This is a genomic window from Catalinimonas locisalis, from assembly GCF_038039535.1.
In the GTDB taxonomy this organism is placed as follows: Bacteria; Bacteroidota; Bacteroidia; order Cytophagales; family Cyclobacteriaceae; genus Catalinimonas.
Map to the genome: position 1 here is coordinate 1 of NZ_JBBPHP010000113.1, position 1,007 is coordinate 1,007.

Annotated in this window: 1 protein-coding gene; it reads right to left on the reverse strand. The window is 38.8% G+C overall.

Features of this window, described 5'->3' with window-relative positions:
- On the reverse strand, positions 1 to 928 hold a 928-nt coding region (locus WJR50_RS34110; protein ID WP_341297800.1), incomplete at its 3' end, for an IS4 family transposase.
- Positions 929 to 1,007: the final 79 nt, after the last annotated feature.

Here is a 1,007-nt window from a genome sequence, read left to right on the forward strand (position 1 = left end):
CATAATAAGTTTCTATACCCCAGCGGAAACAATATAGTTGTCCGAAGCAGATGGTGGGAAACTGTTCTTGATCTAATAATGAGGTGATGAGTACTTCAGTTTGTCCAGAAGGTAGTTTTACCTTAACGAGCCTGACCTTGACTGGCGCCCGTAAGTCACAAGGTAAGTTTAACTTCAGCAAACGTTTTTTACTGGTTGGGGTAGCCGTAAAGGTTACAATAGCTGTCTGTCGGCTACCGTTGACAAACCTATGTACCGTTTTGTTGAAGTTAGTTTGACAGCGTAACAAAAAATCTCGCTTAAAGTGCATATGCAAGTAGATTAAAGCAAAACCTGCATATCCACGATCATAAACCGTAAGAGTTTTGTCTGGCAAAAGGTTTATCCATTTGAGTGCGGTGCTTAATTCATCAGCATGCGCACTGGATATTTTGCTTTTCAAGCAAATACCATTGAGTACATCATAACATATCATTACTTGAGCTAAGGCAAATGATCCTGCTTGATTAAGATGGCTGCCAAACACTTTCATAATAGCAGGACGATTAGGTAATAATGCTGTAGTACCGTCCATAGCGCAGAGTTGAAAGCCCTTCCAGCGCTTCATACTATTGGCATTCAGGATAGTCCATTTGATAATTAAATGCTTGTTCCAATCTTGGAAAAACACAGCTTTGAGCTTATAGCGAGCCTGACTAAATGCCCCCTTTGTTGGTACGTGTATCTTATGAATAAACGTAAAGAAGTGATCTAATTCAATGCACAAACTCTTCTTCACCAAATTAGTGATGAAAAGCACCACCAATGTAAAGGTGAGTTTTCTGGTTCTAGTGAAAGCTTCTTGATGGTGGCAGTACTTTTCACGTTGGTGAGAAGCAGTGGTCAAAAACGTTTTCAATTCAGCAATTATTTGTACATTCGTATTCATTGGATAAAGAGATAAAATAGTTTGTAATAGGTTTCCGCTTTTACAAACAATGCTCTTTATCCTCTATTCCAAATCCTTA